Here is a 23,805-nt window from a genome sequence, read left to right on the forward strand (position 1 = left end):
CTTCTGAGGCCTGTGCAACACCGCCGGACCTCCACTGAGGCAAGCGACCATCTATCAGCCCTGGTACAAACGCCTCAGAAGGCTCGCCAGGACAGTAAAGGAGTATTCCATTTCTGAGAGCGCTCTGTTGAAGCAGACCATTGATAAGACATACCCGGTGGTCACCCATGGCCGGGGGGTCTACTTGTATGACTCAGCCGGTCTGCAGTACCTGGACGGGTGCAGCGGGGCCATGACTGCAAACATCGGCCATGGCGTAGAAGAAGTTGCAGAGGCGATGAAGGCGCAGTCATGCCGGGTGGCCTTTACTTACCGAACCCAGTTCACGAATGTGCCCGCCGAGGCCTTGGCAAGGCGGCTCACCGATCTGGCACCGGGAGACCTTGACTGGGCATTCTTCGTCAACAGCGGATCAGAGGCGTCCGAGTTCGCCATCCGGACAGCAGTCAGCTACTGGCGCGAAAGGGGGCTCCCGGGCAAAGTCAAAGTTCTCGGCCGGAACATCAGCTATCACGGCATGACCATGGGAGCCCTGTCAATGTCGGGACATGCAGCACGCCGCCCCGACTACGGGCCGTTGTTGCATGCGTTCTCCTTCGCCCCGCCGGCCTACGCGTATCGCTTCGCGCAGCCGGGCGAGAACGAAGAAGCATACGCGCTGCGGGCTGCGCAAGCCTTCGAAGATGCCATTCGGAACGAGGACCCTGGCACGGTCGCAGCAGTGATCGTGGAACCGATCGTTGGAGCCGCCGGCGGGGTCCTGACGCCTCCGGCTAGCTACCTCTCCCGGTTGCGCGAAATCTGTGACCGGTTGAATGTGCTGCTGATCATTGATGAGGTCATCACGGGCGTCGGGCGGACGGGAGATTGGTTTGCGAGTTCCTACGAGAACGTCGTCCCGGACCTTCTTCTCATCGGTAAAGGATTAAGTGCCGGTTATTCCCCTGTTGCCGGCGTCCTGCTCCGAGGCCATGTTGTCGAGGCGCTCAGGGAAGGCAGCGGTGTCGCTCCGTTCGGGCACACCTTTTCGGGGAATCCCCTGGGGGCAGCCACCTGCCTGGCGGTCCTGGACTTCATGGAACGCCGGAACGTCCTTGCAAACGTCCGGCAGCGGGGGAAGCAGCTCAAAGAAGGACTGCTCTCCCTGGCAGCCAGGTACCACTGCATGGCCGATGTCCGTGGCCGGGGCCTGCTGTGGGGCTTCGAGTTCGTTACGGACCAGGAAAGCAAGCAGGCGCCCGATCCTGCGCTCGGAGCGGCCAACACCTTCGTGCAGGAATGCCTCGCCCAGGGGCTTATTGTCTATCCGGCAGGCATTGCTCCGCTGAACAACGCGGTGATCCTGTCCCCGCCCTTGGTGATCAGCGAAGAGGAGACCCGGGTACTGCTGGCGAAGCTGGAGGAAGCCCTTCGCGCCATGGAACACCATGTTGAGCGGTGGGCCGCTGTGGATGACAGCCGGAGCGGATCCCGAGTTGGAAGCGGAAGCTGTCTTTAATCCCTGTCATTCCACCATGTGCCGACGCTGGTCACCTTGCACATAGTGGCCGTAAAGGCTGTTCCCTCCACACACTTTTGAAACTCTGCCAGGGCCGAAGATGGTCGAAGCGATCCATCTGCAAATGCCTAAACCCTCAAGGAAGCCAAGTGCCTACACCCATTCTTGCCGCCGTACTGGAAAAGCCCGGAACACCTCTCCAGATCCGCGAGCTGCTGCTGGATGATCCGGAGGACCATGAGGTCCTCATCCGGACGGAGCGAGTTGGCCTTTGCCACAGCGATCTGCACTACCTGAAGGGGGCCCTGGATATCTCCCTGCCGGCGGTCCTCGGACATGAAGTCGTAGGCATTGTCGAGCGCGTCGGCTCCGGCGTCACAAGAATTAAGACTGGAGACCGCGTCGTAACAACCGTAACCCCGTCCTGTGGCGCTTGCCGCAACTGCATCAGCGGGCGCCCGACCCAGTGCGAACGGGTCGACTCGATGCGTGAGCGGCAGCGGCCCAGACTCATCTCACATGATGGATCAAGCGTCGAGTCGCTCGGCGGTATCGGCGCATTTGCGGAGGCCTTCCTGGTGAAAGAGGCATCCGTTGCAGTGGTCGGCTCTGACCTGCCTCCCCAGGTGGCATGTCTTCTCGGTTGCTGCATCAGTACAGGAGTCGGCGCGGTCATTCACGGCGCAAAAGTAGGGCCAGAGGATACTGTCGCCGTAATCGGCTGCGGCGGCGTCGGAATAGCCGCCATCCAGGGTGCAAGGCTGGCTGGGGCTCGACGGATCATTGCCATTGACGCCGTGCCCGCGAAGCTGGAGCTCGCCCGCAACTTCGGTGCCACGGACACAGTTCTCTCATCACCTGACCCGACAGAAACACTCATCCAGGTCCGGTCACTTCTTCCCCAGGGTGTTAGCCATGCAATCGAGGCGGTCGGCCGCAGTGAGACAGCGGAACTCGCCTTTTCGCTCCTGAGCCCGAACGGAACCGCCAGCATACTCGGTCTCATGCCCACCGGGTCCGAACTGCGTATCCCCGCAGATGCACTCATCTACGGCGACCGACACCTCCAAGGCGCGTACATGGGTGCGAACAGGTTCCTCAGCGATGTCGACATGTTCACCGACCACTACCTGAACAATCGGCTGGATCTCGATGGAATGGTTACCAAAGAGCTGCCCTTCGACCGCATCAACGAGGGATTCGAAGCGATGGCGGATGCGTCGACGATCCGCGTCGTGCTGAACATGACCAACAGGCAATCGTGATCCAGATAACTGCGTAGATCGTTGCGGCGTCGGCCTGGTTACCGGTGATCGCGATCTTGCTTTGCGCCACAGCCGGGCCGGAACGAACGTTAGGCCGCTGCACAGCCTTCCGAACATGAACAGCAAACATCGGGGGCCAGCCCCTGCCGTCACTGGTTATGGACGACAAAACCCACAAACGAAACCAGAGGAGCAACCCTTAAATGACTGAAGGACTAGCCCAACTGACTGATATTGCCCCCGACCTCGTCGAGCAACGCTCCTTTGTCAATGGCACATGGCTGCAGCTCGAGGAAAACGGCCGCTACCTTACCAACCCAAATACTGGCGAACCCCGGCAGCCGATGCGCAAGACCGCAAAGGATGATGTCGAGCGGGCACTCGCGGCAGCAGCGACCCTTCACAGGTCCGGGAAACTTGAAGACATCAAACTCCCGGACCGCCTTGAGCTCTTGACGAAGGTAGCCGCGTCCCTCGATGCGAAGAGCGAAGAAGTCGCCCTCCAGGACAGCATCAACACCGGGGTTCCTATCCGCACCACCCGCCTGATTGCCGGTGCACTGGGTGACAGAGTCCGCGGAACTATTGCTGAAGCGGAACAGCTTGGTGAATCGGAGACCCTTGACCATGCCAGGTCTGTGGTCATCCTGCGCAAGCCCCTCGGCCCAGCCCTCATCGTCGGCCCCTGGAATGCCCCAACGTTCACCGTGGTCGGCAAGGTGGCGGCAGCCATGGCGGCCGGTTGCCCCGTCATCCTCAAACCCTCCGAGAACGCCCCCAGCGGTTGCCAGCTCTTCGCTGAGGCGATCGTGTCTGCCATGACCGAACTGGGATACCCGGGCGCCGCGTTTCAGCTGATTCATGGGAATTCGGAGACAGGAGCACTGCTGACATCGGACCCCAGGATCGAGGCTCTTTCATTTACGGGTGGCGATTCCGCAGGCCGGACGGTTGCGCAGGCTGCCGCGTCCAACCTGGCGGTCATGCAGATGGAGCTCGGATCCAACAATCCCGTGATCATTCTGAATGACGCCGACGTCAGCTCGGCGGCGCGGTCCATTGTGCAGGGCATGACGCGTCTCAACGGCCAGTGGTGTGAGGCGCCAGGCAAAGTACTGGTTGACGAGTCGATTCACGACCGTTTCGTTGAAGCTATGAAGTTTGAACTCAGTAAGCTTCGGGTCGGAAACGCCTTGGATGAGTCGACGCAAGTGGGTCCCCTGGCATTCCAGCGGCAGCGTGATGGCTTGAAAGCCTCAGTGAATCGGCTCCTCGAGCTGGGGGGAAAGCTCGTCACTGGCGGCGAGCTGCCGGGTCTTGACGGCTGGTTCATGGCACCGGGGATGATCGTCGGATGTGCCGCCGAGGCCGCCACGGAAGAGCTTTTCGGGCCGCTGGTAACGGTACATCCGGTGCATTCGGTCGAGGAGGCACTTGCCCATGCGAACGGCCCCGCAACCGGCCTGGATGCCTACGTATTCGGTGCCAATGAAGCAAGGGCCATCGAAGTGGGATCCCGTATTCGTGCCGGTGAAGTCCGCATCAACGGCACATTCATGAGCGACCTCGCCGGCAGTTCACGCCAGAGCTTTTGGGGCACCAGCGGTATCGGTGGCCACGGTCCGCAGTATGGCGTCCGCTTCTTCACCGGCGACCGCGTGGTTGGCGTGGACAGGACGGATTCCCCGCTCTAGGCGCCATATCCGACCCCAACAAGCGTAGGCCAGGCCCCGTGGGGGCCTGCGACAAACAGTCCGGGAACGTGACGCGTGGCTAAGACGGGGGTCCGCGTCCTCTCGGGAAAGCAGCAGGCCAGAGCCTGGCAACATGAGACGAGAAAGTCCTTCAATGACAGATACTTCAACGACAGATACGGTGCGGTTTTCACCGCTGAGTTTCCTTGAGGACGCCACAGCGGCGATCCCGGCCTATGGAAGCGACCTGGTCGATTTCCGTAGGGAAATGCACGCCGATCCTGAAGTCGGCCTGTATCTGCCCCGCACCCAGGCCCGGGTCCTTGAGGCACTCAAGGGACTCGACCTCGAAATAAGCCTGGGAAAAGCAGCCTCGTCCGTGGTTGCGGTACTACGCGGCGGGGCCACCCAGGCCCCCGTCGGGAGCCGTCCCACTGTACTGCTCAGAGGTGACATGGATGCCCTTCCTGTGGCAGAAAAGACGGGAATACCCTTTGCCTCGACTAATGGAGCGATGCATGCCTGCGGTCATGACCTGCATACAGCGGGCCTGATTGGTGCCGCCCGGTTGCTTTCGTCCGTACGTGACAGCCTGACCGGTGACGTCATCTTCATGTTCCAACCGGGGGAGGAAGGACATGAGGGGGCCCGCATCATGCTGGAGGAAGGCGTTCTTAACGCAGCCGGCAGGCGACCGGATGCTGCCTACGCCTTGCATGTCGTTTCGGACATCCCGTCAGGCGTGTTCACGACCCGTGCCGGCTCCTACATGGCTGCCTTCGGAGATCTGTCCGTCAAGGTTATCGGGCGTGGCGGGCACGGTTCACGCCCCTTCCAAGCTCTGGATCCCATACAGGTAGCTGCTGAAATGCTTGGCGCGCTCCAAACGTACATCACCCGGCGATTCAACGTTTTTGATCCCGTGGTACTGTCCGTGGGCCAATTCCATGGCGGTTCCGCCTCTAATGTCATACCTGATTCGGCGGAATTCAGGGCCAGCGTCAGGTCTTTCAGCCCCGGTGTCGAAGCGCGGCTCGCACAGGAGTTGCCGGATCTCATCCGGCAACTGGCGACTGCTCATCAACTGACAGCCGAGGCAACGTTCACTCCGGTTATGCCGGCCACCGTCAATCACGAAAGTGACGCCGAACTCTGGGGCAGGACCGCACGGACGTTCTTCGGAGAGCACCGGTTCGTGCCCAGCCCGTCCCCCAGGACCGGCTCTGACGATTTCTCCCGTGTCCTCGTGGAGGTCCCAGGAGCGTACGGGCACCTCGGAGCTGGGTCTCCAGATATCGACCCCATGGAGTGGGCCCCCATGCACTCGCCCAGGGCAGTGTTTGACGACAGTGTCCTCGTCGACCAGACACAATTTATGGCGGGCGTGGCGCTTGGAAAGCTCCAGGAGTTGGAGGTCCTGGGGTAGCCCCGGGCGCAGCTCGGAGGGCTTCCGGAGCGGCCCACGCCTCACTTGAGGCAGCGGACCTAGCAGGACCGGTCTCGAAGCCCCGAATGGATGGCAGTTCAACCACTATCAGATTGGTACACCCAACGTGACGTCAGCGCCCCATCCGGGTCCTGTCACAATAGAGTCCTCTTCTTTCCTTCCTGACAAGGACACGAGTGGGTCCTGGAATGCAATCTGACACATGGGGGCGAAGACGTTCTCCCCTTTGGAGCGCACAGCCCACCCATGGACCACTTCCGCCTTACCCCTGGCACCCGTGGCGCAAGCTGCTAACTCATGCCTACCATCCTTCTTACCGTTGGCCCGGTCGTCCTGGCGGGGTCGATGCAGGCGTGCGAAAGAATGTGCCGAGGCCCAGGGCTGATGGAGTTCAGTACCATCTGAAGACCAGACACTGTTAGCAATAGGGGTGGGTCCGAGAACGTTGCCTCATATGACCAATGAACCCCTCCGTGACTGATCAGGACCCATCTCACTAGATCTGACCGTCTTGCCGGAGACCGCCGCCCAGGCGAGGGCAGCAGCTCGGCCGGGCTCGTGCAGGCGCTGCATCCGCGATGAAAGTCACGAGCACGTTTTGACTGCAATTCAGCCACCGCTCGCGCCTTCACGCATGCATGGTTAAGGACATAGACCCGGTGGGCCCGTCAGCAACATGTGGTGGCCGCCGGCAGCAGCGACTTCCAAAGCGCGGCGTGCTTCCGACTGCCCTGAGACATCGCACAGATCCGGAACCTGGACGCCGTCAGTGCCGTGTTCGTCCGCCGGCTCCGTGTCCAAGGGATCGTAATCGAGGGCGAGGTCCTTGGGATCGGCCCCGTAGTCGAAAGCGAGCCTGGCCAACGTCTTGTATCCGCGCACATTCGCCCCCGGAACCAAGGATGCCTCAGCAACATTCGCTTCAGCGACCACGACGTCCGGGAACCCGGCCTGAACAGCGGCCATGACCGCTGGAAGCAGCCCACGAACAGGCCGGAGCCTCCCATCAAGTCCCAGCTCCGCGATAAACACGGTACCGTCCACCGAACGGATGTCATCGGCGGCGCGGAGGACAGCCATGGTGATAGCCAAGTCGAAACCAGAGCCCCGTTTAGGCAAGGACGCCGGGATGAGATTCGCCGTGATCTTCCGCCGACTCAAGGGGATACCGGAATTCTGCGCAGCAGAGCGGATTCTCTCCTTGGCCTCATTCAGGGCCGCGTCAGGCAGTCCAAGGATCACGAAGTTCGGCAGGGTTTGGCCGATATCCGCTTCGACTTCCACCATGTGTCCGTTCAGCCCAACCAGCGCCACACAATAGCTGCGTCCCACGCCCATCTAACCCACACCCCGCAGGTGTTCAAGAACAGGGTCCCCAATGCCGTCGGCCACCACCGCGACAACGTCAACGCGCCACCGCCGAAGCGTTAACTCGTGGTCCCTGCTCCACGCCGATGCCAGCCTATGAAGCCGCGCCAACTTGGCCGCACCAACTGCTTCAAAGGGATGACCATAATCCAGGCTGCTGCGCGTCTTCACTTCCGCGACCACCAGGGTATCGCCCTCAATGGCCACAATATCGATTTCACCCTCTGCACACCGCCAGTTGCGGTCCACAATCCGGATGCCCTGGTTCTCCAGGAACTCAGCCGCCAGGGCCTCACCATTTTGGCCCAGTATGTCCTTTGCTCGCACGAGCATCACCTCCGTTCACCAGCATTCAGGCTGGCAACGGACTCGGACACTGCACTACGGCGCTATGTGGGCAACTCCCGCCAAACGGGGCAATGTGGAGGACAAGTAGGAAGCAACGAGCAGACCAGCTGCGCTGCTAGTTGCCGAGATCGCCCAGGTCCCCGAGGCCACCATCCTTCGGCAAGGACAAATCCTCGCTCCGAGGCAGTTCCTCCACGTTGACGTCCTTGAACGTGATCACCCGGACGTTCTTCACAAACCGGGCCGAGCGGTAGACGTCCCATACCCACGCGTCCTGCAAGGTCAGGTCAAAGTAGACTTCCCCGTCAGCGCTTCGGGCCTGTAAATCCACGTGGTTGGCAAGGTAGAACCGCCGCTCGGTTTCGACAACATAGCTAAACAAACCGACCACGTCCCGGTACTCGCGGTAGAGCTGAAGCTCCATGTCGGTCTCATAGTTCTCAAGGTCCTCGGCGCTCATGGTTCCATCTTGCACTATCTCCGCAGCACCACGCGCCATTCAGCGCAGTGACGTGAAACCCGATCAGGTCAGGTGCCAACTGGTCCGGTGGTAGGTGCTCGGACCCTGCGAGCGAATGACCTCCCTGTGGGCAGAGGTAGCGTAGCCCTTGTTCACGTTCCAGCCGTAGGCCGGAGCCTCTTCATGGAGATCGACCATAATCCTGTCGCGGGCCACCTTGGCCACCACACTTGCGGCGGCCACGCTGAGGCAGCTCATGTCGGCCTTGATACGAGTGTGCACCGGCGCCTCACACCACGGCCCACCGGCTGCCGTATCGAACAGGGAGGCTTGTGGGTCCGGAGAGAGCCAGTTATGGCTGCCGTCAAGGAGTACGACGTCGGGACTGATGCCCGCTTCAACGATGTCGAACCACGCCCGGGTACCTGCCAGGCGGAGGGCTGCAATGATGCCGATGTCATCGATCTCGCGAGCGGACGCATGCCCTACGGCGCACGCCACAGCCCACTGCCGGACCATGGGCTCGAGTCGCTCGCGGTCTTCGGGCTTCAGTAGTTTGCTGTCGCGCACGTCCGCCAAGAGGCCATGGGTTTCAAGATGGACGACGGCGATTCCCACCGTCACGGGACCTGCCAAGGCCCCCCTGCCTACCTCGTCAACGCCTGCCAGCAAGGTAACACCGGGTGCAAGGAAGGACCGCTCGGTATCCAATGTGGGAACACCGACCGGGGACTTCTTCTTCAGCGGTGCTTTCTTTTTGACCGCCGGTTTTGACGCCGTTTTGGCTACCGGTTTCGCTCCGCCCGTGGACTTGGCCGTGGTGTGGGTTTGGGTTGGTGCCGGCATTGAAACTACTTGGCCGCGGGAACGTTGCGGAAGACGTTCGGGTAGTTGTCGAGCACCGTCCAACGGCTAAAGGGCCATGCGATGATCGTGGCTTTTCCCTCGACGTCCGAAATGTTCACGAAGCCGCCGTTGGTTTGCGCGTGGCTCCGTGAATCGGCGGAGTGGTTGCGGTTGTCGCCCATCACCCAGACCTTGCCGGCGGGGACTACGACGTCGAACGGGTTCGGCTGGGGCACCTCGGCGGGGTTGATGTAGGTCTCGTTCAGCGGGACCCCGTTGACGCTGACCCGACCCTGTGCGTCACAGCAGGTCACGTGATCGCCGGGCAACCCGATGACCCTCTTGACCAAGTGTTGTTCATTGTCGTCCGGCATGAGCCCCACGAACACCAGGCTCTCTCCCACCCAATCCAAAGGTCCTGGGGCCTTCTTGGGTATCGGTGCCAGCCATCCCTGTTCGTCCTTGAACACGATGACGTCCCCATGGGACAAACCAAAAGCCTGGGGAACGAGGAGGTTGATGAAGATGCGGTCGTTCACGTCCAAGGTATTTTCCATGGACTCGGAAGGAATGAAATAGGCGCGGAAGAGGAAAGTCTTGATCAGGAACGACAGGACGACGGCGATTGCCACCACGGTGCCGATCTCCCGCAGCCAACCCCATGCGGCGTTCCGTTGCGGCTTCCCGGCGGCGTGCGCACCCCCTGGACTGCCCGCAGGTACCCCTTCCTCGGCGACAGCAGCCGTGCCTTCACGGAGCCGGGCGTCGTCCTCGGGTAGCTCGGGGTTCTCTGGAGCTTGGTCCGGCATCTACTGTCCGTTCTTCGATGGTGTTACGGCCTGCGTGGTGCGAGGCACTCCTGCAAATCTATCAAGTGGAAAGACGATCTGGATCGGCCTGCCAATAACCCTGTCAATGGGAACCATTCCACCACCGGGGGCTCCTAGCAAGCCGCGGGAATCCGCGGAGCGGGACCGGTGGTCACCCATCAGCCACAGCCGTGACTCGGGCACAACGACGTCGAACTTTTGCAGGCTCGGCACATCCCCGGGGTACAAATAGGGTTCCTCAAGTGCCTGACCGTTCACTGTGAGGTGGCCCCCGGCGTCGCAACATTGCACATGGTCCCCGGGAAGCCCGATGACCCGCTTAACGTATGTGGTATCGCTGCCAGTGAAGCCGAACCATTGACCCGCGCCGGAAACTGCGTCCGCAAGGGGTCCCTTTCCGCTGCTCAACGGGGCGAATGAACCCCTTCCGTCAAACACGACGACGTCGCCCCGGCGGATCGGCTCGGACGCGAAAGCCGTCCGTGAGACCAGGATCCTGTCCCCCGTGCGGAGCAACGGTTCCATGGACTCGGAAGGAATGTAGTAGACGTCGATCCACAGGGATCGGACCAGCCCACTGATAGCGACGGCCAGAACAAGCGCAAGCAAAACAAAACGCCAGCCCTGTTTCCGGGGCTGGCGTTTTGCTGTGTCCATGACTCGTATCCCTGTTGCGTTGCGGATTGCTCCGGAACAACCGGGCACTACTCCTGGACCCGTTGCGATTGTCGCAGGACTTACTTGGCGAAGTCGCGCTTTTCCTTGATCTTCGCAGCCTTACCGCGCAGTGCACGCATGTAGTAAAGCTTGGCGCGGCGGACGTCACCCTTGGTGACGACCTCGATCTTGTCGATGATCGGGGAGTGTACCGGGAAGGTACGCTCTACACCGACGCCGAAGGAAACCTTGCGCACGGTGAAGGTTTCGCGCACGCCGTCACCCTGGCGGCCCAGGACGAAGCCCTGGAATACCTGGACACGGGAGTTCTTGCCTTCGATGATGTTCACGTGCACCTTGAGGGTGTCGCCCGCGCGGAACTCCGGAACATCGCTACGCAGCGAGGCTGCATCTACGCTATCGAGGATATGCATTAATCCACTCCTGGTGAACGCCACAGGTCATTCACTTTGGGTTACGGCGGACAAGCCCGGGGCACGAAGGCCTACCGGAAATCTCCGCCGAAGATTCTTTGTGACCGGTGCCGCTACTGATTAGCGTCGCCGGTTGTCCGACTGTTGGCTGAACTCCCCCTGTGGCAGGTGTCAGCCCAGCAGACACAAGGGTTAATTCTGCCATATGACCGAGCATCCGGCCAACCGGCGGCTCAGCACCGCTCGAACGAAAGGCTCGACGGCGGCGTCTTGCCTTTAGTTGTCCGCCTCGCCGCCGGATCGGGGTCGCAGGCGGCCATCAACGACGTCGTATCCAAGTTCGGCGAGTGCGTTTTTGTCAGCACGACTCAAGGAACCGGCATCGTATTCGGCCAAGAGGTCCGGCCGTCGCTCGGCTGTGCGGCGGAACTGCTCGTGCCGGCGCCACTGGGCGATCTTGCCGTGGTTCCCGCTCAGCAGGATGGCCGGGACGTCGTGGTCACGCCACGCTGACGGCTTGGTGTACACCGGGTACTCCAGCAGTCCATCGGAATGGGACTCCTCAATGAGTGATTCCGGGTTGCCGACAACCCCGGGCAATAGTCGTCCGATGGCCTCGACCATGGCAAGCACAGCCACTTCGCCGCCGTTAAGCACGTAATCGCCGAGGCTGACCGGAAGTACCCGGAAGTGGTCTTGCGCCCAATCGATGACACGTTCGTCAATGCCTTCGTAGCGGCCACACGCGAAGACAAGCTGCTCTTCGTCGGCAAGCTCGTAGGCCAGCGCCTGGTTGAAGCGCTCCCCTGCGGGCGAAGGGACAATCAGTACCGGCTTGGAGCCATCGCCTGGCCGGACCACGGACTCGAGCGCCTGGGCCCAGGGCTCGGGCTTCATGACCATACCGGCACCCCCGCCGTAGGGCGTGTCATCCACGGTCCGGTGCCGGTCCGTTGTGAAGCTGCGGAGGTCGTGAACGTTGAGCTCCAAGAGACCGTCTTGGCGAGCCTTGCCTATGAGCGAGAGCTCCAGCGGGGCCAGGTACTCCGGAAAGATACTGACGACGTCGATCCTCATTCAGGCGTCATCCCCGGGAGCGTCTCCGGGCTCCTCACCTGTCTCGTTGTTGATGTCAAAGAGGCCATCAGGCGGGGTCACCACGATGTACCCGTCCTCGACGTTCACCTCGGGCACGATTTCATCGACGAAGGGAATGAGGATTTCCTTGCCGTCATCCGTCGTGACCGTCAGCAAGTCTTGGGCCGGCAAAGTAGTGAGAGCGGCAACTTTGCCGACCACCCGAGGTCCAACACGCGCCTCCAAGCCAACGAGTTCGTGCTCGTACCAGCCTTCGTCGTCGTCGTCGTCGTCGAGCTCTTCGGTCTCTATGAAGAGCTTCGCGCCACGGATCGCCTCAGCTTCGTTCCGATCGGCGATCTCCGAAAAACCGAGCAGGAGGATGTCCTTGTTCCATCGGGCACTGCGGATGGTCAGCGGACCGGCGGACGCCGGGTCAACGACGAACTCGGTTCCAGCGACAAAACGCTCAGCAGGAGCGTCGGTCAGTACCTGCACCGTCACCTCGCCGCGAATGCCGTGGGGCTTGCCGATCCGGGCAACCTGGAGCTGCATGGGTTCCTCTGAATTCTTGTATGCCGTGCCGCCGGGGCCACGGTAATGACTTTAGGGGTAAAGCAATCCGGCCCCTCCACCATATTCGGTGAAGGGGCCGGACTTAAGACAAGCAGTGCTGAGCGCGTTACCGGCGACGGTCGGTGTCGACGACGTCGACCCTGACCTGCTCGCCACCGGCCAAAGCCGCAACCACAGTGCGCAGTGCGCGTGCTGTGCGTCCTTGACGGCCGATCACCCGTCCGAGGTCCTCCTGGTGAACTCGCACCTCGAGGGACTCCCCACGGCGGTTGTTCTTGGCGCTGACCTTGACATCCTCAGGGCTGTCAACGATCCCACGAACCAAGTGCTCGAGCGCTTCTGCCAGCAACTTACTCAGCCTCGGTGGTCTCTGCTTCAGCCTCGGCCGGAGCCTCAGCGGCCTCGTCCTTCTTGGCCTTCTTGGTGATGGCTTCCGGGATAATAACGGAACCCTTCTCCGGTGCTACGAAGGCTTCCTTCGGAGCTTTGGTCTTCAGGGTGCCTTCCTGGCCCGGCAGGCCCTTGAACTTCTGCCAGTCACCAGTGATCTTGAGGATCGCTGCAACCTGCTCAGTGGGCTGGGCGCCAACGGAGAGCCAGTACTGGGCGCGCTCGGAAGCGACCTCGATGTACGACGGTTCTTCGGTGGGGTGGTACTTGCCGATTTCTTCAATGGCACGGCCATCGCGCTTGGCGCGGGCATCCATGACGACAATGCGGTAGTACGGTGCGCGCATCTTACCGAAGCGCTTAAGGCGAATCTTTACGGCCACTTTTGTGGTCACTCCTGTTTCTGAAAAGAGTTGAACCCGACGTTCTGCACCCGTGGGGCGGGCCATACTTGACGGTTCGAAGGACAAGATACGAGCACGGAGAGAGGGGCCGCGCCGATCGAGTACCTGTCTATTGTGCCAGATGACCGGAACGATTACGACTTAGGCCACAGACGGCCGTGTGTGATTGGTCACTACAGCCTGCTGAAAGTCGCTAATTCGGGAGAAGGCAACACTTCCCTCAGACGGACCAGACGTAGAGACCGGCACGATCGGTCTTTTCGACGTCAGTCGCCAGGGCCGCCAATTGCTGGACGTATTGTCGCGATGCGGCGGCGTCGAAAGGCATGTCATCCTGCTCGGCCCACGCCGCGGCAACGTCATCGAGGACATTGCCATCGCCTTCGTTCTCGTAGGTGAGGAGTTCGGCGAGCGCCTTGACCATGGCCTCCGGAACGCCCAGAAGTGCGTCGCTGGTGACATCGACGAGCGCGAGTTCGTAGTCGGCCCCAGCAGCATGCACGGCCTGGCCGGCAAGGTCGCCCAACTGCTCAACCTCAAAATCCGTGATGCCATTGATCCTGACGGCGGGACCGGCAGCTTCAGCTCCCCGGTCCAAGGCGGCGGCGCGCTTGAGTGCTTCAGCGTGGGTGGCTACAAATATTTCGGCAAAGCCCATGGGAGAGTACTCTCATTCGTTCGTGCTGACGGGGCGACGACATCCGGCCCGCACGGAGTCCGGTGACGTCAATGCCCAGCCTAGTGCAGTGCGGAGCACCCTCCCCCTCCATGGGCTGACGCTTGGCTCAGCGAACAGCGACGCGCAGCTTGTTCCGCCAAGGATCGTCAAAACGGAGCTCGGAGCCGGTGTGGTGATGGTCGATTCCGGCCACCTTGAGCCGATCAGCCAGGGCTGCGACGTCATCATTCGCCGGCACTTCGATCAGTACTTCGCCCAGCCCCAAGGTATCTTTACGCGGTCCGGCGCCCCTGCTGTTCCAAACGTTCATGGCCATGTGATGGTGATAGCCACCCGCGGAGACGAACAGTGCCTGGCCGTGCCAGCCGGCGGTCCGTTCGAAACCAAGGGTCCCAACGTAGAAATCCTGCGCGGTCTGGACGTCGCCTACTTGCAGGTGGACATGCCCGACGCCGGCGGCAGCCTGTCGCTGCCCCGTCACCGCCGCCTCGCTCAGGTGCTGCTGAAGGAATCGTTGTGGCGGCAAGGTGACATTGTCCATCACCACGTTCTTGCCGTCCCACTGCCACACTTCGCGCGGCTTGTCGTAATAGAGCTCGATGCCATTGCCCTCGGGATCGGTGAAATAGAAAGCTTCGCTCACCAGATGGTCGGCACTGCCCACGAACGCCCGCGGCTCATACTCGGCTGCGGTTGCAATGGTGGCAGCCAGCGAAGGCTGGTCTTCGAAGAGAATCGCAGTATGGAAGAGCCCGGCCTCGCCACGGCCGGGAAGGAGCAGCCCCGACGCGGGCGCCAGGTGCACCACGGGCTTGCCCACGCGGCCCAGGTACAGGCCGCCGTCCTGCTCAGCCACAACGTCCAAACCGAGCGCGCGCTGGTAATAGTCACTCATGAGCGTCATGTCGCCCACCTTGAGCATGACGGTGCCCATGGTGAGTTCCGCTGGAAGGAGATCCTGGTTGGATAGTCCTGTGGTTGATGATGTGCTCATGTGAAGCTCCTGGTTCCGAGGTTGCCGCCCTTTCGGCACCTTCTATCCTTCTAAATTACTTGAAGCTTCAATTTATTCCTAAAGAACGGCGTTTCGCCTCAACACGATTTTTCCCCTGAGCACTACGTGCCGGAGCGATGAAACAGTGTCCAGTTGGCGCCTGGGATCGGCATCGCACACGACGACGTCGGCACTGGCACCTTCCGCAATGCCTTGGGCCCCGAGCCATCTCCGCGCGCCCCACGTTGCAGCCTCCAAGACGGCCAGTGGCGGAAGGCCGGCGTCGTGCAGTTCCGCCATCTCATCCGCGATCCTGCCGTGCTTGATAACGCTGCCGGCATCCGTGCCGGTATAGATCGCCACCCCCGCTTCGAAGGCTTCTGCCACACGTTCCCGCCTCCGCTTCCACAGCCGGACCATGCGCTGGGCGTACGCAGGAAATTTACCTGCTGCCTGGTCTGCGATATCGGGAAAGGTGGCGATATTAACCAACGTGGGGACGATCGGAACGGATTGCTCCACCAAGCGGGGAATGTGCCGCGGCAGTAGCCCCGTAGCGTGCTCGATGCAGTCGATATCGGCGTCGAGCATCTCATCGATGGTGCCCTCGGCGAAGCAATGGGCCGTGACCCGGGCTCCTTCGTCATGGGCTGCAGCGATGGCGTCCTTGACGGTTTTTGCAGGAAAAGAGGACGCTAGATCCCCCATGTCCCGGTCGATCCAGTCACCAACGAGCTTGACCCAGCCATCGCCGTCGCGTGCCTCCTTGCGGACTGTTTCGACAAGTTCGGACGGTTCAATCTCATGGCCCAAGCCCCGCAGGTAGCGCCGGCTCCGGGCGATGTGCCGGCCAGCCCTCAGCAAGCGAGGCAAGTCCTCCCGTTGCTGGACCCAGCGGGTATCGGTTGGCGATCCGGCGTCACGGATCAGCAGCGTCCCGGCGTCGAGGTCCGCTTGGGCCTGGGCGAGTGTGGTTTGCTCATCAACCGCCCCGCCCACTCCGAGCCCGATGTGGCAATGGGCGTCAACGAATCCCGGCAGGACCCAACCGTCCAACACCGCGTCCGGAGGAGCCGAAGGCCGGTCAAAAGTCAGCTGGCCATCCACTGACCACAGCCCTCGCCGTTCCTGGTCGGCCGAGACGAGCACGGGTCCGGAGAATTCGATGATGTTGGCCATGGCAAAAGCCTAGTCCGGACCCCCAGGGCTGGGACGTCCCTCAAGGCTGTGATAGCTTCATCTACGACCACACGGGTGCCCCTGCAGGGGCTGAGATCGGACTGATGCAGTCTGCGACCGTTGAACCTGTCCGGGTAATGCCGGCGAAGGAAGTGAGCAGTCCCTTGAGTAACACCGAAACACAGCACAACCCTGCCCAATCCCAGTCACACTCGCTGGCCTATCTTGAGGATCCCGGGCACGACATCCGGGTCCCCGTCACCGAGATCGCACTGGAGTCCTCTCCCAACGGCGACCCCAACCCTCCCTTGCGGGTATACCGCACAGCGGGTCCTGGCAGTGACCCCGTGGTGGGTCTTGAACCCTTCAGGGCCCCATGGATTCAGTCGCGGGCCGACACGGAAGTGTATTCGGGCCGTGGCCGGAACCTGCTCGACGACGGGAAGTCCGCCGTTCGCCGCGGAGCCGCGTCGGCTGAGTGGAAGGGCACGCAACCTGTGCCCCGCCACGCCGTCGAGGGCAGGACCGTCACGCAGATGCACTACGCGCGGCAAGGAATCGTCACCCCGGAAATGCGGTTCGTGGCGCTCCGGGAAAACTGCGATGTGGAACTTGTCAGGAGTGAAGTTGCAGCCGGGCGTGCCATCATCCCCAGCAACATCAACCACCCCGAGTCCGAGCCGATGATTATCGGCAAGGCTTTCCTGGTGAAAATCAATGCCAACATCGGAAACTCCGCAGTCACAAGTTCCATCAGGGACGAAGTCGACAAATTGCAGTGGGCCACGCAGTGGGGTGCGGACACCGTCATGGACCTGTCCACGGGCGATGACATCCACACCACCCGCGAATGGATCGTCCGCAACTCCCCCGTACCGATCGGAACGGTGCCGATCTACCAAGCGCTGGAGAAGGTTAACGGCGAAGCGAACAAGCTGACGTGGGAGATCTTCCGCGACACCGTGATCGAACAGTGCGAACAAGGCGTGGACTACATGACCATCCATGCCGGCGTCCTGTTGCGGTACGTGCCGCTGACCGCCAACCGGGTGACGGGCATCGTGTCCCGGGGTGGCTCGATCATGGCGGGCTGGTGCCTGGCGCACCACCAGGAGAACTTCTTGTACACCCACTTCGACGAGCTGTGCCGGATTTTCGCCCAGTACGACGTCGCGTTCTCCCTCGGTGATGGCCTGCGGCCTGGCTCCATCGCCGATGCCAACGACGCCGCGCAGTTCGCGGAACTGGACACATTGGCAGAACTGACCCACCGCGCGTGGGAGTTCGATGTCCAGGTCATGGTGGAAGGCCCCGGCCACATCCCCTTCCACCTGGTCCGCGAAAATGTGGAGCGCCAACAGGAACTCTGCAAGGGGGCACCGTTCTACACTCTGGGCCCGTTGGTCACGGACATCGCGCCCGGGTATGACCACATCACCTCTGCCATCGGCGCCACCGAAATCGCCCGCTACGGCACCGCCATGCTCTGCTACGTGACCCCGAAGGAACACCTTGGGCTACCGAACAGGGACGACGTGAAGACCGGGGTGATCACCTACAAGATCGCGGCCCACGCCGCTGACCTTGCCAAGGGGCACCCAGGGGCCAGCGAGCGGGATGACGCGCTCTCCAAGGCACGCTTCGAGTTCCGCTGGCGGGACCAGTTCGCGCTGTCCCTGGACCCTGTCACTGCAGAGTCCTTCCACGACGAAACCCTCCCCGCGGAGCCCGCAAAGACCGCCCACTTCTGCTCGATGTGCGGCCCCAAGTTCTGTTCCATGCGAATCAGCCAGGACATCCGCGATGAATTCGGCTCAGCCCAGTCACAGGAAGCCATCGCGGGAATTTATGCCGGGATGCGCGAAAAGAGCCAGGAATTCCTTGCTGCGGGTGGGAAGGTTTATCTGCCCGAACTTGAAGTGCCTTCCGCGGCAGGCGACGACTCAGGACGCCTGAACTGACATTGCCCGCCCGACGTCCGCGACGAAGGACCGGATAACCCGGTCGCCGTCGATGGAATCCTGGGGCCGGTGCCCGCCTGCTGCTACGCGGTGGAGGGCACCGGTCTCCCGCAGGTAGCCGGCAATCTCTTCATACAACGGCTCCCAGCCACCGGTGAGGACCAAGGTAGGAACCCCGGGAACGATGTGCAGGGGCGCTTCCCAGGGCGGTGCTTGCAACCTGAGCCTTCGGGCAGCGCGCAAGGCCTCCGGGGTGTCCACCTCACCGGTTTCGGCAGAGAATGCCCGCCGAAAATACTCGCGTTGATAATCGACGTCGTTCAGTTGCGTCCGCACCTCGAACAGGGGCTCCATGAGCGCCCTGTGGGAGGCCGTGGCCGGGAGTTCCGCCGTCAGCGACAAGCAAGCCGGCTCAACCAGCGAAAGCGAGTAGACCAGGTCAGGCCGTTCAACTGCCGCCACCATGGCAGAAATGGCGCCTTGCTCATGTGCAACGACGTGGCCCCCACCGGCATCCTTCAGCGCGTTGACGAGGATGGCAACATCTGCCGCGACGTCAGAGGCGAGCGGTTCGGCACGGGCGTCAAAACCGTGCCGACGCAGGAAAAGTGCGTCATAAGCCAAAGCCATGCCGTGCTGCTTCGGCCATGCCGCAGCACCAAAGCTGCCCAAGCCGTGAACGAAGACTACGCGCTGCTTATGCATTCGATCAGCCTATTCCACGGCCCGGACATCCAGTGATGTACCGGGTTACTTACCCAGGAACTTGTCGAAACCCTTGGGAAGATTGAGCGAAGACGGATCGAAGTCTGCCATGTTCTGACCGAAAGCGGCGCCGGTAGGTGCTGCTGCGGATGCGTTGGCCCGCTTGGCCTCGGCCTCGCGCAGTTCCTGGGCCGCCTTGGCCGGGTTGCCTGAACGCGGCTTTTTCTTCGGCGCGTTCTTGCCGCCCTTACGGCCGCCGCCTGGGCCACCAAGACCGGGGATGCCGGGCATCCCTGGCATCCCGCCGCCCTGGGCAAGCTTCTTCATCATCTTCTGGGCTTGGCCAAAACGTTCCAAGAGACCATTGACCTCGGAAACGTGCACGCCCGAGCCCTTGGCAATCCTGGCACGACGCGAGCCGTTGATGATCTTGGGGGCTACCCGCTCGTGCGGAGTCATGGAGCGGACGATGGCTTCGACCCGGTCGATTTCCCGTTCGTCGAAGTTCTCCAACTGCTGACGGATGTTCTGGGCGCCCGGCATCATCATGAGCATTTTCTTCATGGAGCCCATGTTGCGGATCTGCTGCATCTGGGCCAGGAAGTCGTCCAGGGTGAAGTCTTCCTGGTCGGCGAACTTCTTCGCCATCCTCGCGGCTTCATCTTTGTCCCAGGCCTTCTCAGCCTGCTCGATCAGGGTGAGGACATCGCCCATGTCAAGAATCCGCGAAGCCATGCGGTCCGGGTGGAAGAGTTCGAAGTCATCCAGGCCTTCGCCAGTGGACGCGAACATCACCGGCTTGCCGGTAACGGATGCCACGGACAGCGCCGCGCCGCCGCGCGCATCGCCGTCGAGCTTGGACAAGACGATGCCCGTGAAGTTAACGCCTTCGTCAAACGCCAGGGCCGTGTTGACGGCGTCCTGGCCGATCATGGAATCGATCACGAACAGGACTTCGTTGGGGATGATCGCCTGGCGGATCCGGCGGGCCTGGTCCATCATCTCCGCGTCGACGCCGAGGCGCCCGGCGGTGTCAACAATGACGACGTCGTGCAGCTTCTGGCGCGCTTCTTCGACGCCGGCCTTGGCGACAGCAACAGGGTCCCCGGCCGGGTGCTCAAGCTCGGACGTGGCGCCCGGGTGCGGCGCGAACACCGGGACACCGGCGCGTTGGCCAACTACCTGCAGCTGGGTTACGGCGTTGGGACGCTGGAGGTCGCAAGCGACCAGCATGGGGCTGTGGCCCTGGGCCTTGAGCCACTTGGACAGCTTGCCGGCAAGGGTGGTCTTACCCGCACCTTGGAGGCCCGCGAGCATGATGACCGTGGGGCCTGTCTTGGCCAAGCGGATACGCCGGGTTTCGCCGCCAAGGATCTCCACGAGTTCCTCGTTGACGATCTTGACGATCTGCTGGCTGGGATTCAGGGCACCAGAGACCTCGGCACCGAGTGCACGTTCGCGGACGCGCGATGTGAACTCGCGGACCACAGATACGGCAACGTCCGCGTCCAACAGGGCGCGGCGGATCTCCCGGACGGTGGCATCGACATCGGCCTCGGAGAGCCGCCCCTTGCCACGAAGGTTCTTGAAGGTTGCTGTCAACCGGTCAGAGAGTGAATTGAACACGCGCCGTGCACTTCTTTCGATGGTCTACGAATGGCGGCCAATGCGGCACGCCATAGTCTTGACGATTCTTGCCCCAACAAATATGTCTCAACTACGGGACTCGACTATCTAGGGTACCAAGCCGGACCTGCAAGATGGCATGCTGGCAAGGTGACCGACAAAACAAGCATTAAAACTTTGCTCATCCTCGGTGCGTCCGGGGACCTGACAGGCAGGCTCCTTCTGCCCGGACTTGCGGGGCTCCTGGCCAGCGGACGGGCGCCAGGACTTCAACTGGTCGGTGCCGGATCGGACGCGTGGACCACGGATCAGTGGAAGGAAAGGGTCACGGACGCGTTCAAGCAAGCGTCCGATGCCGCGGATGGTTCGGGGCGGAAGGCCCTTGCCGGCATTGTGAAATCCACCGATTACCACCAAGTCGATGTCACTGCCGATGGTCCGTTGGCAGAGCTCCTTGCACAGCTGGAAGGACCGGTGGCGGTGTACTTCGCGTTGCCACCCCACATCAGCCAGAAAGCGTGCGAGGTCCTGCATCGGGATCAGTTGCCCGCGGGCACGCGGCTGGTGATGGAGAAACCGTTCGGGTCCGGAACGGAGTCAGCGCATCAGCTGAACAAGACCCTGGCAGCGCTGGTTCCCGAGGACCATATCCATCGCGTGGATCACTTCCTGGGCAAAGCCACCGTGCTAAACATCCTGGGACTGCGTTTTGCCAATAGGTTCCTTGAGCCGGTGTGGAACCGGGAACACATCGAAAAGGTAGAGATCGTGTTCGACGAGGACTTGGCGTTGGAAGGCCGCGCCCGGTATTACGACGGCGCCGGTGCGCTCCGGGACATGATCCAGAGCCACTTGCTCCACATCATGGCATTTCTGGCCATCGACGCCCCGGCAAGCATCAACGCCCAAGACTTGCGCGACGCCGTCGCCACCGTCCTGCGGGCCAGCAGCATCAAGGCCCCCTACGCCCGCTCCACGCACAGGGCCAGGTACACAGCAGGCAAGCTCGCCGGCCGGACGGTCCCCGATTACACCGCCGAAGCCGGGGTGGATCCGAAAAGGAACACCGAAACCCTCGCCGAGGTCCAAGTGGACATCGATAACTGGCGTTGGAAGGGTGTCCCCTTCATTCTTCGCTCCGGCAAGGCCATCGGCCCCAAACGGAAGGAAGCCGTCATCACTTTCCGCCCGGTCCCCCACCTCCCCAACGGCTTCACCGGTGTGGACTCCCCCAACCAGCTCCGGATCGGGTTCGGCCCGGACGTCCTTGAGCTCGACGTCGACGTCAACGGCCCCGGCGACGTCTTTAGCCTGGATCGCGCAAACCTCATCGCTGAGCTGAACGCCAGCGAACTACTGCCCTACGGAGAAGTCTTGGAGGGCATCTTGGCGGGCGATCCCCTGCTGTCCGTCCGTGGCGATACCGCCGAGGACTGCTGGCGGATCATCGAACCTGTCCTCCGGGCCTGGGAGCGGGGCACGGTCCCCTTGGAAGAGTACGACGCCGGCAGTGCCGGTCCCGCTGATTGGGCCACCTCGGTGGCTGACTGACCTCGTCGGAAACCCGGCGGACGTCGTCGCCGGAACGCACAGCGGACCGGGTACCTTGATCGGTACCCGGTCCGTTGTCATTTCTACGTCCGCTTGGATTTAGCGGAATGCCGAACTCAAATGGCTGCAGAACTCAAATGGCTGCCGCCCCGCGCTCGCCCGTGCGAACCCTGATGGCCTCATGCACGTCCACGGTCCAGACCTTGCCGTCGCCGGCACGGCCAGTGTTGGAGCTCGCAATCAAGACGTCGAGGATATCGTCAGCCTGCTCATCGGTTGCCAGCACTTCTACTCGGATCTTGGGCAGGAGGTCCACGCTGTACTCAGCACCGCGGTACACCTCGGTGTACCCACGCTGCCGGCCATAGCCGCTGGCCGCGCTGACCGTCAGTCCCTGCACGCCGTAGGCCTCCAAGCCTTCCCGAATGGCGTCCAACTTCTCGGGGCGTACGATCGCCGTGATGAGTTTCATGCTTGGACACTCTCCTTGCCTGAGACGGGTGCTTCGGCATCGGCCGTCACCTTGCCGGTGATGAGGTCGTGGAGGGGTTGGAAGCTCCCGCCGTGGCCACCGACGCCGAACTCGTAGGCCGTTTCTGCGTGCAGGCTAAGGTCTGCACCGGCGATTTCCTGACGTTCGCTGATACGGAAGCCCATGAGCTTGTGGATCGGGTAGGCAATGATGAACGTCATCACTCCGGTGAAGATGATGGAGCAGAGGGCTGCAAGGCACTGTGCCACCAACTGGGTGGTTCCACCGCCGTAGAACACTCCTGCGGGACCCTGGGTGGGTGTTGCAAGGAAACCGATGGCGACTGTTCCGATGACACCTGACACCAGGTGGACTCCGACCACGTCGAGCGAGTCGTCATAACCAAGCTTGAATTTCAGTCCGACGGCCAGGGCTGAGGCAACGCCTGCTGCCACACCGAGGGCGATGGCACCGAGCGGGGACAGGTTCGCGCAAGCCGGAGTGATGGCCACAAGACCGGCAACAACACCGGAGGCGGCTCCGAGCGAGGTGGGGTGTCCGTCACGGATTCGTTCAACGATCAACCAACCGAGCATCGCCGCTGCGGGTGCCGCAAGCGTGTTGATCCAGATGAGGCCTGCCTGCTGAACGTTTGCTGCTGCCCCGGCGTTGAAGCCGAACCAACCGAACCAGAGAATCGCTGCACCGAGCATGACCAGCGGAACGTTGTGGGGGCGGTGGTTGGGGTCGCGGCCAAAGCCTTTGCGGTTGCCAATGATCAGGACCAGGATCAGGCCGGCAACACCGGCGTTGATGTGAACCACGGTTCCACCGGCAAAGTCGATGACCGGCGCGAAAGTCTGGCCGAACCAGCCATCCTTGGAGAAGAGCCCGCCGCCCCACACCATGTAGGCCATGGGTGCGTAGACCAGAGTCGCCCAGATGAGGGTGAACAAGGTCCACGCCGAGAACTTGGCACGGTCGGCGATCGCACCGGAGATCAGGGCAACTGTGATGATCGCGAACGTGGCAGCGTATCCAACGTGGAGGAGGTCAGCCGGGTCCGTGAAGTTGTGCAAGCCAAAGTGGCTGAACGGGTTCGCGAAAATCTGGAAGAAATTGTCCGTGTTGCTGGTGGACATTGAGGCACCCCACAGCACCCACACGAGGGTCACTGTGCCGATGGCGATGAAGCTCATCATCATCATGTTCAAGGCGGCTTTGGCGCGGGTCATGCCACCATAGAAGAATGCCAGGCCCGGGGTCATGAACAGCACGAATGCTGAAGCGACCAGGAGCCAAACGAGACCGGCGGTAAAGTCCATGTCTGCGTCCTCTCTGCTT

The 23,805-nt window shown here is 61.9% G+C and carries 23 protein-coding genes, 1 pseudogene and 1 riboswitch; of the genes and pseudogenes, 6 read left to right on the forward strand and 18 right to left on the reverse strand.

Features of this window, described 5'->3' with window-relative positions:
- Positions 1-127: 127 nt before the first annotated feature.
- The 4 genes from QRN42_RS05235 (at position 128) to QRN42_RS05250 (ending at position 5,883) form a co-directional block, all read left to right on the forward strand.
- Complete coding sequence (locus tag QRN42_RS05235) at positions 128-1,498, forward strand: aminotransferase family protein (RefSeq protein ID WP_284975248.1); 1,371 nt, start codon at positions 128-130, stop codon at positions 1,496-1,498.
- A 149-nt stretch (positions 1,499-1,647) separates the two neighbouring features.
- Entirely contained in the window at positions 1,648-2,763 is a 1,116-nt protein-coding gene (locus QRN42_RS05240; RefSeq protein WP_166651676.1) for a Zn-dependent alcohol dehydrogenase, read from the forward strand.
- 203 nt (positions 2,764-2,966) lie between these two features.
- On the forward strand, positions 2,967-4,457 hold the full coding sequence (locus tag QRN42_RS05245; RefSeq protein WP_207604505.1) for an aldehyde dehydrogenase family protein: 1,491 nt from the start codon (positions 2,967-2,969) through the stop codon (positions 4,455-4,457).
- Between the two features lie 154 nt (positions 4,458-4,611).
- Positions 4,612-5,883 carry a M20 metallopeptidase family protein gene (locus QRN42_RS05250; protein WP_133830840.1) on the forward strand — a complete coding sequence of 424 codons (1,272 nt, stop codon included), beginning with the start codon at positions 4,612-4,614 and terminating at the stop codon, positions 5,881-5,883.
- Between the two features lie 675 nt (positions 5,884-6,558).
- On the opposite strand, the pseudogene QRN42_RS05255 reads toward QRN42_RS05250, so the two are convergent.
- The 14 genes and pseudogenes from QRN42_RS05255 to QRN42_RS05320 all read right to left on the reverse strand — a co-directional run.
- Positions 6,559-7,242 (reverse strand): annotated as a pseudogene (locus QRN42_RS05255) (magnesium chelatase domain-containing protein); the annotation flags it as partial.
- The gene (locus tag QRN42_RS05260; protein WP_284978253.1) at positions 7,243-7,608 is read right to left on the reverse strand and encodes a YraN family protein; all 366 of its coding nucleotides are present in this window, start codon (positions 7,606-7,608) and stop codon (positions 7,243-7,245) included.
- A gap of 127 nt (positions 7,609-7,735) precedes the next feature.
- Entirely contained in the window at positions 7,736-8,080 is a 345-nt protein-coding gene (locus tag QRN42_RS05265; RefSeq protein WP_089595421.1) for a DUF2469 domain-containing protein, read from the reverse strand.
- Between the two features lie 63 nt (positions 8,081-8,143).
- Positions 8,144-8,926: a ribonuclease HII gene (gene rnhB, locus QRN42_RS05270; protein ID WP_284978254.1), complete on the reverse strand. Its 783-nt coding sequence runs from the start codon at positions 8,924-8,926 to the stop codon at positions 8,144-8,146.
- Between the two features lie 5 nt (positions 8,927-8,931).
- Positions 8,932-9,735 (reverse strand): signal peptidase I, encoded by an 804-nt coding sequence (gene lepB / locus QRN42_RS05275; RefSeq protein WP_284978255.1) that lies wholly within the window; start codon positions 9,733-9,735, stop codon positions 8,932-8,934.
- Positions 9,736-10,413, reverse strand: a complete 678-nt coding sequence (gene lepB, locus QRN42_RS05280; RefSeq protein ID WP_284978256.1) for a signal peptidase I — start codon at positions 10,411-10,413, stop codon at positions 9,736-9,738.
- Between the two features lie 80 nt (positions 10,414-10,493).
- Entirely contained in the window at positions 10,494-10,847 is a 354-nt protein-coding gene (gene rplS, locus QRN42_RS05285; protein WP_090818948.1) for a 50S ribosomal protein L19, read from the reverse strand.
- A gap of 276 nt (positions 10,848-11,123) precedes the next feature.
- The gene (gene trmD, locus QRN42_RS05290) at positions 11,124-11,924 is read right to left on the reverse strand and encodes a tRNA (guanosine(37)-N1)-methyltransferase TrmD (RefSeq protein WP_284978257.1); all 801 of its coding nucleotides are present in this window, start codon (positions 11,922-11,924) and stop codon (positions 11,124-11,126) included.
- Positions 11,925-12,479, reverse strand: a complete 555-nt coding sequence (rimM, locus tag QRN42_RS05295) for a ribosome maturation factor RimM (protein WP_284978258.1) — start codon at positions 12,477-12,479, stop codon at positions 11,925-11,927. It lies immediately after the preceding gene.
- A 127-nt stretch (positions 12,480-12,606) separates the two neighbouring features.
- Positions 12,607-12,849, reverse strand: coding sequence for an RNA-binding protein (locus tag QRN42_RS05300; protein ID WP_011775119.1), 243 nt, complete (start codon positions 12,847-12,849; stop codon positions 12,607-12,609).
- Position 12,850: 1 nt separating this feature from the next.
- Positions 12,851-13,273, reverse strand: a complete 423-nt coding sequence (gene rpsP, locus QRN42_RS05305; protein ID WP_024817151.1) for a 30S ribosomal protein S16 — start codon at positions 13,271-13,273, stop codon at positions 12,851-12,853.
- Positions 13,274-13,514: 241 nt separating this feature from the next.
- Positions 13,515-13,952: a hypothetical protein gene (locus QRN42_RS05310; protein ID WP_284978259.1), complete on the reverse strand. Its 438-nt coding sequence runs from the start codon at positions 13,950-13,952 to the stop codon at positions 13,515-13,517.
- A 127-nt stretch (positions 13,953-14,079) separates the two neighbouring features.
- Positions 14,080-14,967 (reverse strand): VOC family protein, encoded by an 888-nt coding sequence (locus tag QRN42_RS05315; protein ID WP_284978260.1) that lies wholly within the window; start codon positions 14,965-14,967, stop codon positions 14,080-14,082.
- Between the two features lie 78 nt (positions 14,968-15,045).
- Positions 15,046-16,146 carry an amidohydrolase family protein gene (locus QRN42_RS05320; protein WP_284978261.1) on the reverse strand — a complete coding sequence of 367 codons (1,101 nt, stop codon included), beginning with the start codon at positions 16,144-16,146 and terminating at the stop codon, positions 15,046-15,048.
- A 61-nt stretch (positions 16,147-16,207) separates the two neighbouring features.
- A riboswitch (TPP riboswitch) is annotated at positions 16,208-16,315 on the forward strand.
- Between QRN42_RS05320 and thiC the strand changes: the two genes are divergently transcribed.
- Positions 16,284-18,107: a phosphomethylpyrimidine synthase ThiC gene (gene thiC, locus QRN42_RS05325; protein ID WP_284978262.1), complete on the forward strand. Its 1,824-nt coding sequence runs from the start codon at positions 16,284-16,286 to the stop codon at positions 18,105-18,107. Its footprint overlaps the riboswitch before it by 32 nt.
- Here thiC and QRN42_RS05330 read toward each other — a convergent pair.
- Both QRN42_RS05330 and ffh read right to left on the reverse strand, forming a co-directional pair.
- A complete protein-coding gene (locus QRN42_RS05330) occupies positions 18,090-18,812 on the reverse strand; it encodes an alpha/beta fold hydrolase (protein ID WP_284978263.1) in 723 nt (240 codons plus the stop codon). The two genes, thiC and QRN42_RS05330, sit on opposite strands and share 18 nt — an antisense overlap.
- Positions 18,813-18,857: 45 nt before the next feature.
- Positions 18,858-20,438: a signal recognition particle protein gene (gene ffh, locus QRN42_RS05335; protein ID WP_284978264.1), complete on the reverse strand. Its 1,581-nt coding sequence runs from the start codon at positions 20,436-20,438 to the stop codon at positions 18,858-18,860.
- Positions 20,439-20,468: 30 nt separating this feature from the next.
- On the opposite strand from ffh, the gene QRN42_RS05340 reads away from it, so the two are divergent.
- Complete coding sequence (locus tag QRN42_RS05340) at positions 20,469-21,989, forward strand: glucose-6-phosphate dehydrogenase (RefSeq protein WP_284978265.1); 1,521 nt, start codon at positions 20,469-20,471, stop codon at positions 21,987-21,989.
- 133 nt (positions 21,990-22,122) lie between these two features.
- Here QRN42_RS05340 and QRN42_RS05345 read toward each other — a convergent pair whose 3' ends face one another.
- Positions 22,123-22,461 carry a P-II family nitrogen regulator gene (locus tag QRN42_RS05345; protein ID WP_284975234.1) on the reverse strand — a complete coding sequence of 113 codons (339 nt, stop codon included), beginning with the start codon at positions 22,459-22,461 and terminating at the stop codon, positions 22,123-22,125.
- Positions 22,458-23,786, reverse strand: a complete 1,329-nt coding sequence (locus QRN42_RS05350; RefSeq protein WP_284978266.1) for an ammonium transporter — start codon at positions 23,784-23,786, stop codon at positions 22,458-22,460. The genes QRN42_RS05345 and QRN42_RS05350 overlap by 4 nt, the downstream gene beginning before the upstream one ends.
- Positions 23,787-23,805 lie beyond the last annotated feature (19 nt).

Source organism: Arthrobacter sp. fls2-241-R2A-200 (assembly GCF_030209745.1).
Classification (GTDB): Bacteria; Actinomycetota; Actinomycetes; order Actinomycetales; family Micrococcaceae; genus Arthrobacter.